The following is a 7,192-nucleotide window of genomic DNA, read 5'->3' as shown; positions in this document are numbered from 1 at the left end:
CCCGGGGCTACCGCCGGCCGGTGAGGAGGGAGACCCGGACGTGCTCCGGGTAGCCGGCGGCGGTGGGCGGGGCGGGGAGGGCGGCGCGCAGCCGGGCGGCGAAGGCCGGACGGTCGGCGGGGCCGGGGAGGGACGGGGCGGGGATGGCGGAGTAGAGGGTGCCCAGGAGCTGATCGGGGGTCAGGGCGTCCTCGTAGGTGATCACCGTCTCCCGCACGTCCGCGAAGCCGGCGGCCGTCAACGAGGCGGCGTAGCGCTCGCGTTCGGCGGTGTCGGTGCCGCAGGAGGCGGTGATCGGGCGGCCGAAGTGCTCCTCCAGGGCGGCGCGCAGGGCCTGCGACCAGTCGGTGTCCTGGGCCCACACCGGTGCGCCGTTGGCGATCACGGCGACCCCGCCGCCCGGGCGGGTGAGCGGGGACAGGCCGCCGAACAGCTCGTCGGGCCGCATCCAGTGCAGGGCGTTGCCGATCACGGTGACACCGAGCGGGCGGTCTCCGGGCAGCAGGCCCGCGAGGCCGGGGACGTCCGCGTCGGTGCCGAGCAGCCACAGCGCGTTGCGCACGCCCGCCCGGCCGGCGGCGGACCGGGCCTGACGGAGCATCTCCGGTTCCGGGTCCATGCCGATGACGGTCCTGACGCGGGCGGCGAGCGGGAGGGCGAGCTGGCCGGTGCCGCAGCCGAGGTCGAGCGCGACGTCGCCGACGCCGGGGTGGGCGTCCAGGGCGAAGGTCCGTACGAGGGCGTCGAGCACGGCCGGCGGATAGCCGCGGCGGTACTCGGCGTAGTAGGCGGCCACCTCGCCGGAGAAGTCCGGGACGGCGGGGCTGGTGGGACTGGTGGTGGAAGAGGAGGTCATGGCCGGATACCTGCCCGCCCGGCCGGGGCCCAGTCGGCCCATCGCTGTAGGCGAACNNNGTGGGCCGTGATCCTCGGGGGCGCTCAGACCTCGACGGGCGGCTCGGACATGATCCGGCGCACCTCGACCGGCATGTCGAGCGGCCTGCCCCCGGGGCCGGGGGCTGCGGAGACCTTGGCCGCGATCTCGATCGCGCGCCGCTCGCCGCCGTCGCCGTCGTCGTCGCTCCCCGGGGCGCAGTCGACGATCCACCAGCCGGCCAGCCACTCCTTGGTCTCCGGGAACGGGCCGTCGGTGACCACCGGCGCACCGCCGCCGGCGCGGACGATCCGGGCGGTCTCCGGCATCGCCAGGCCCTGGGCGTCGACGAGTTCACCACTGGCGTTGAGCTCGGCGTTCAGGTCCCGCATGTACCGCACGTGGATCCGGACGTCCTCGATCGGCCACTCCTCGACCTTCGGGATGTCGAGGTCCTTCGCGCTGAACTGCATCAGCAGCATGTACTTCATCGTTCCGCTCCTCGTTCGTCCGCGGGTTCTCACCCTAGGGTCGGAGCGCCCCGCCCGATCTCGACATCCCGCCCGGGAATCCGCCGGAAGAACTTCGCGACGCCCCCGGAGCACCCCGGAGCAACGCGTTGACCCCGCCCTGACCACGCCCCTAGGGTCGGGATCCGTGCAGCGATACGACTGGCTGAAGAAGATTCAGCGCCTGGACCCGGAGACCCAGTTCACCGAGATCTACCGGATCAGCAGCTGGTACGAATTCCCCTGGGACTACACCCAGTCGCTCGGCTTCGCGCTCTACCGCACCTACGCCGTCCCCAGCGTCGGCCGACTGCTCGCGCGGACCGGCGAGTTCACCGGGCGCACGCAGAAGCGGTACGACGACACCCTGCTGATCCTGGAGGCGGTGGTCGAGCACGGCTTCGACTCCTCCCGGGGCCGCGAGGCGATCCGCCGGATGAACCAGATGCACCGCCGGTACGACATCTCCGACGACGACTTCCGGTACGTGCTCGCCACCTTCGTGGTGACGCCCAAGCGCTGGCTGGACGACTACGGCTGGCGCCGCCTCTCCCCGCACGAGGTCCGGGCGGCGGTCAACTACTACCGCGAGCTGGGCCGGCACATGGGCATGACCGGAATCCCGGAGACCTACGAGGAGTTCGAGCGGCTGCTCGACGACTACGAGCGCGAGCACTTCGCCTTCGACCCCGGCGCCCGGGCGGTCTCCGACGCCACGCTCGGCCTGATGGCCTCCTGGTACCCCGCGCCGCTGCGGCCGACGATGCGGACCTCCTCGGTCTGCCTGCTCGACGACCCGCTGCGCGAGGCCTTCGGCTACCCGGCCCCGCCGGCCGCGCTGCGGCGCGCCGTCCGCGCCGGGATGCGGCTGCGCGGGCGCGTCGTGCGGCTGATGCCGCCGCGCCGCCGGCCGCACCTGGGCCGGGACGGCTGGCAGGTGCGCAGCTACCCCGGCTACCCGCACGGCTATCGGATCAGCGACCTGGGCACCTTCGAGGCCAAGGGCGGCACCCGGCCCTCCTCCGGCGGCTGCCCGTTCCCGCACACCGCGGCGCCCGGGGACGGCGCTGAGGACGGGGCCGGGGCCTGAGGGCTGGCCGCGCCGGCGTCCGCGGCCCCGAAACCCCGGAGGGCGAGCCGGGCTCGGCGGTGTCCACGGCCACCCGCCGCCCCTCGTCCTGGCCACCCGCGCGGCGGCCTACGGCGGGACGGACCACCGGGCGTACCGGCACCCGCTGGCCGGCCGGCTGAGCTGACCACCGAGTACCCGGTGCTGCCGAATCCGCTCTCCGGGCTCGGTTCGCCGGCCAGGCGGCCGCACACGGACCGACGCCGGTCCCGCCCGCCACGCGGCCCGCTACCGGGAGCCGCCGGCCGGGGTCCGGACGGAGGACCGGCCCCCCTCCCCGCCGGGCGGGCCGGGGTGTGACCGGCTCCCGGCCGGGGCCCGGTCACGCCCCGGTGAGGTGGCGCAGCAGCGGCCCGGGGTCGTGGCTGCCGCAGGCGGTGCGGACGGCGGCGTCGTGGGCGGCGGCGAGGGCGTCGAGGCGGGCCAGGCGGGTGTGGCCGAGCCGGGAGAGGTGGGCGGTGATCCGGCGGCGGTCCTGCTCGTCCTGGCGGCGGTAGACCCAGCCGGCCTCGGTGAGGGCGTCGACGATCCGGCTGAGGCTGGCCTGCGGGATGAGCAGGGCCTGGGCGAGCTCGCCCATCGAGCGGCCGGTGCCCTCGGTGAGGGCGCGCATCACCCGCCACTGGTCGAGGGTGCAGCCCTCGGCCTCCAGGCGGGCGGCGAGGTCGCGGGCGAGGCGGCGCTGGGCGACGGTGAGCAGTTCGATCAGCAGGGGCTGGTCGGTGGCGACGGCGTCCGGGGTGGTGGTGGCTGGTGGTGTCATGGCCGTGTCTCTTTCCCCGTCCCTGGTCCCGGTCGTACCGGTCGTTCCGCCCTCGTTTGGCCGGATCGGCCGACCATGACGATACTCGCAGGCGATGAGCGCCGACGTGAAGCTTCTGGAGCCGCTCGACGCGCGGTACCTCCCCCGGGAGGCGCCGACGTTGCGGGTGGGCCTGGTCGTGCCTCAGTCCGGGACGCTCGGCCTGACCGGGCCGTCGGCGCTGGACGGCGCGCTGCTGGCCGCGCACGAGGTGAACGCGGGCGGCGGGGTGCGCGGGCTGCCGCTGGAGCTGGTGCTGGTGGACGGCGGCGGCACGCCGGCGGAGGTGGCCCGGGAGGTGGCGCTGCTGCTGGACGCCGGGGCGGTGGACGCGGTGGCCGGCTGCCACTCCAGCGACGTGCACCGGGCCGTCGAGGCGGTGACCACCGGGCGGACCGCGTACGTGTTCACCCCGCCGCACGAGGGCGGCGGCCGGCTGCCGGGCGTGTTCTGCACCGGGGCGGACCCGGCGCGGCAGCTGGACGGGGCGGTGGAGCGGCTCACCGAGCGGCACCGGCTGCGCCGCTGGGCGCTGGTCGGCAACGACTACATCTGGCCGCACGCGGTGCACCGGGCGGCCGGTGAGGCGGTGGCCCGGGCCGGGGCGCGGGTGGTGCTGCGGCGGCACCTGCCGTTCGGGACGGCGGAGCGGGCGCTGGAGCCGCTGCTGGACGCGCTGCGCGCGGAGCGGGCGGACGCGGTGCTGCTGAGCCTGATCGGCGCCGATCTGGTGCGGTTCAACCGGGCGCTGCGCCGCACCGGCCTGGACCGCCGGCTGGTGCGGCTGTCCTGCGCGCTGGAGGAGAACAGCCTGCTCGCGTACGGCGGGGACGCCACCGGCACGCTGTACTCCGCGATGCCGTCGTTCGCGTCCCTCGCGGAGGAGCGGCGGGTGCGGCTGGCGGAGCAGCACCGGGCGGTGTTCGGGCCGCACGCGCCGGTGCTGGACGCCTACGCGGTCGGACTGTACGACGGGCTGCACCTGCTGGCGGCGCTGGCGGCGCGCGGGGAGCTGGTCGCGGACGGCGGGCTGGAGCGGGCGGCGGCGCGGCTGCTGCGCGGGGACGGCGCGGCGGTGCGGCGGGCGTGGGCGCGGGCGCCGCTGGGCCCGGCCCCGGACGGGGTGCACCTGGCGCGGGCGGAGGGGCTCGGGTTCACGGTGCTGCCGTAGGGGCGTGGCGGCGGCGTCGCGGTGCTGTGCGGGGCTGTCGCGGGGCTGTCGCGGGGCCGCCGGCGCGGCACCCGGTGCTCGACATGTGGACGGGACACCGCAAAACCCTTCCATTTGGAAATAGCTGGCTCTAGTGTCTCCCCACCACCTCGGGTCGCCCCGCCACGGGTCGTCACGGAAGAGAGCCCCCACATGCCCGAAGCACCCCCCTCCCCCGCCGGCATCGAGAGCTACGGCTACAAGCAGGAACTGCGCCGCTCCCTGCGCTTCACCGACCTGCTGGTCTACGGCCTGGTCTTCATGGTGCCGATCGCCCCCTTCGGCATCTTCGGCAGCGTCTTCCAGGGCTCCGGCGGCATGGTCGCCCTGGCCTACGTGCTCGGGATGGTGGCGATGATGTTCACCGCCCTCTCCTACGCGCAGATGTCCCGCGCCTTCCCGATGGCCGGCTCGGTCTACACCTACGCCGGGCGCGGCATCGCGGCACCGGTCGGCTTCCTGTCCGGCTGGATGATCCTGCTGGACTACGTGCTCGTCCCCGGCCTGCTCTACCTGATCGCCGGCGTGGCGATGAACTCGCTGGTGCCGGCGGTGCCGGTCTGGCTGTGGCTGGTCGGCTTCGTGCTGCTGAACACCGCCGTCAACTACCTCGGCGTCGAGATGACGTCCAAGGTCAACAAGGCGATGCTGATCGGCGAGCTCGTGGTGCTGGTGGTCTTCATCGCGTTCGGCGTGGCCGCGCTGGCCTCCGGCAAGGGCCGCGGCTTCGACTTCACACCGGTCTACAACTCGCAGACGTTCTCCTGGAGCCTGGTGTTCGGCGCGGTGTCGATCGCGGTGCTGAGCTTCCTCGGCTTCGACGGCATCTCCACCCTCTCCGAGGAGAACCAGGACTCCACCAAGGCCATCGGCCGCTCGATGATCGCCGCGCTGCTGCTGGCCGGCTCGCTGTTCATCGTGCAGACCTGGATCGCCTCGCTGCTCGTCCCGGACCCGAACACGCTGATCGCCGACGGCGACCCCGGCGGCACCGCCTTCTACGACGCGGCGCGCGTCGCCGCCGGCGGCTGGCTCGCCACCGTCACCGCCGCCGCGACCGCCGTGGCCTGGGGCTTCGCCAACTCCCTGGTCGCCCAGGCCGCCACCTCCCGCCTGCTGTTCGCGATGGCCCGCGACCGCCAGCTGCCCGCGTTCCTCGCCAAGGTCCACCCGCGCCACCGCGTCCCGGTGAACGCGACCCTGCTGACGGCGGGCGTCTCGCTCGTCCTCGGCCTCTACACCGCCTCCCGCGAGGACGGCATCACGCTGCTGTCCACCCTGGTCAACTTCGGCGCGCTGACCACCTTCCTCGTCCTGCACGTCTCCGTGGTGGTGCACTACGTGTTCCGCCGCCGCAGCCGTGACTGGTGGCGCCACCTCATCGCCCCGGTCATCGGGTTCGCGATCCTCGCGTACGTGGTGATCAACGCGGACATCGCCGCCCAGCGGCTCGGCTTCGTCTGGCTGGCGATCGGCGGGCTGGTGCTGACCGGACTGCTGCTGACCGGCCGCCGCCCGAACCTGGCCGCGATGGCTTCCGATTCCGCTCCCAGCAAGGAGAACCCGTGAACCTGCCCGACGTCGTCACCCTCAACCCCACCCGCGACGACTACGCCTACACCTTCGGCGGACGCGCCCCGCTGGTGACCGTCCAGCCCGGCACGGTGGTCGAACTCACCACCGAGGACTGCTTCGGCGGCCGGGTCCGCGACTTCGCCGACCTGCCGAGCGCGGTCTGCGAGTTCCCCTACCTCAACCCGGTCACCGGGCCGATCGCGGTGGCCGGCGCCGAGCCCGGCGACACCCTGGCCGTGCACTTCGTGGAGATCACCCCGGCCCGCGACTGGGGCGTCTCCAGCACCTTCCCGCACTTCGGCGCGCTCACCGCCACCCACAGCACCGCGATGCTGCACGCCCCGCTGGAGGAGCGGGTCTGGGTGTACGAGCTGGACGTCGCGGCCGGCGTCTGCCGGTTCCGGGCCCGCAACAGCGACTTCACCGTCGACCTGCCGCTGGACCCGATGCACGGCACGGTCGGCGTCGCCCCGGCCGGCGGCGAGACCCTGATGTCGATCACCCCGGGCGCCCACGGCGGCAACCTCGACACCCCCGAGATGCGGGCCGGCACCACCGCCTACTTCGGCGTCAACGTGCCCGGCGGACTGCTCGCCATCGGCGACGGCCACGCCCGCCAGGGCGAGGGCGAGGTGTGCGGGACCGCGGTCGAGACGGCGATGCGCACCACCGTGGTGATCGACCTGATCAAGGGCGGCGGCCCGGCCTGGCCCCGGCTGGAGAACGACCACTACCTGATCTCCACCGGCTCGGCCCGCCCGCTGGAGGACGCCTTCCGGATCAGCCAGCACGACCTCGTGCACTGGAGCGGCGACCTGCTCGGCCTGGACACCCTGGACGCCTACCAGCTGGTCAGCCAGGCCGGCCTGGCCCCGGCCGCCAACGTGTGCGACACCAACTACACGATGGCCGCCAAGCTGCCCAAGTCCCTCCTGGGCCGCACCCGGGCGTACGACGGCCTGCACGACCACCTCCGCGAGACCGCCGCCGGCTACCTGCGCGAGCGTTGAAGAGCCGTCCGCATCCCCGGTCAGCGCCGCCCTGACCGGCGCTGACCGCCCCCACCCCCGGTCCACCTCCCCTCCCCCACCGA

General features: G+C 74.3%; 7 protein-coding genes. 4 read left to right on the top strand and 3 right to left on the bottom strand.

Going from position 1 to position 7,192, the window contains the following annotated elements; all coding sequences use genetic code 11:
* Window positions 1-7: 7 nt before the first annotated feature.
* Together ABD308_RS00815 and ABD308_RS00810 are read right to left on the bottom strand one after the other, a co-directional pair.
* On the bottom strand, window positions 8-856 hold the full coding sequence (locus tag ABD308_RS00815) for a class I SAM-dependent methyltransferase (RefSeq protein WP_344323103.1): 849 nt from the start codon (window positions 854-856) through the stop codon (window positions 8-10).
* Between the two features lie 83 nt (window positions 857-939).
* Window positions 940-1,365 carry a YciI family protein gene (locus ABD308_RS00810; RefSeq protein WP_344323070.1) on the bottom strand — a complete coding sequence of 142 codons (426 nt, stop codon included), beginning with the start codon at window positions 1,363-1,365 and terminating at the stop codon, window positions 940-942.
* Between the two features lie 166 nt (window positions 1,366-1,531).
* On the opposite strand from ABD308_RS00810, the gene ABD308_RS00805 reads away from it, so the two are divergent.
* A complete protein-coding gene (locus tag ABD308_RS00805) occupies window positions 1,532-2,473 on the top strand; it encodes an oxygenase MpaB family protein (protein ID WP_344323064.1) in 942 nt (313 codons plus the stop codon).
* Window positions 2,474-2,834: 361 nt separating this feature from the next.
* Here the strand turns inward: ABD308_RS00805 and ABD308_RS00800 are convergent, their stop codons facing one another.
* Entirely contained in the window at window positions 2,835-3,275 is a 441-nt protein-coding gene (locus tag ABD308_RS00800) for a MarR family winged helix-turn-helix transcriptional regulator (RefSeq protein WP_344323053.1), read from the bottom strand.
* A gap of 94 nt (window positions 3,276-3,369) precedes the next feature.
* Between ABD308_RS00800 and ABD308_RS00795 the strand changes: the two genes are divergently transcribed.
* The 3 genes from ABD308_RS00795 to ABD308_RS00785 all read left to right on the top strand — a co-directional run bounded on the left by ABD308_RS00795 (window position 3,370) and on the right by ABD308_RS00785 (window position 7,109).
* Entirely contained in the window at window positions 3,370-4,485 is a 1,116-nt protein-coding gene (locus ABD308_RS00795; RefSeq protein WP_344323041.1) for an ABC transporter substrate-binding protein, read from the top strand.
* Window positions 4,486-4,677: 192 nt separating this feature from the next.
* Window positions 4,678-6,093, top strand: coding sequence for an APC family permease (locus ABD308_RS00790; RefSeq protein ID WP_344323030.1), 1,416 nt, complete (start codon window positions 4,678-4,680; stop codon window positions 6,091-6,093).
* Complete coding sequence (locus ABD308_RS00785) at window positions 6,090-7,109, top strand: acetamidase/formamidase family protein (protein WP_344323019.1); 1,020 nt, start codon at window positions 6,090-6,092, stop codon at window positions 7,107-7,109. Before ABD308_RS00790 ends, ABD308_RS00785 begins: the two co-directional genes overlap by 4 nt.
* The last annotated feature ends 83 nt before the right edge of the window (window positions 7,110-7,192 follow it).

Source organism: Kitasatospora putterlickiae, from assembly GCF_039527695.1.
Taxonomy (GTDB): Bacteria; Actinomycetota; Actinomycetes; order Streptomycetales; family Streptomycetaceae; genus Kitasatospora; species Kitasatospora putterlickiae.
Note: the sequence above shows the minus strand (reverse complement) of the source record. Positions and strands in the feature narration are given on the sequence as shown.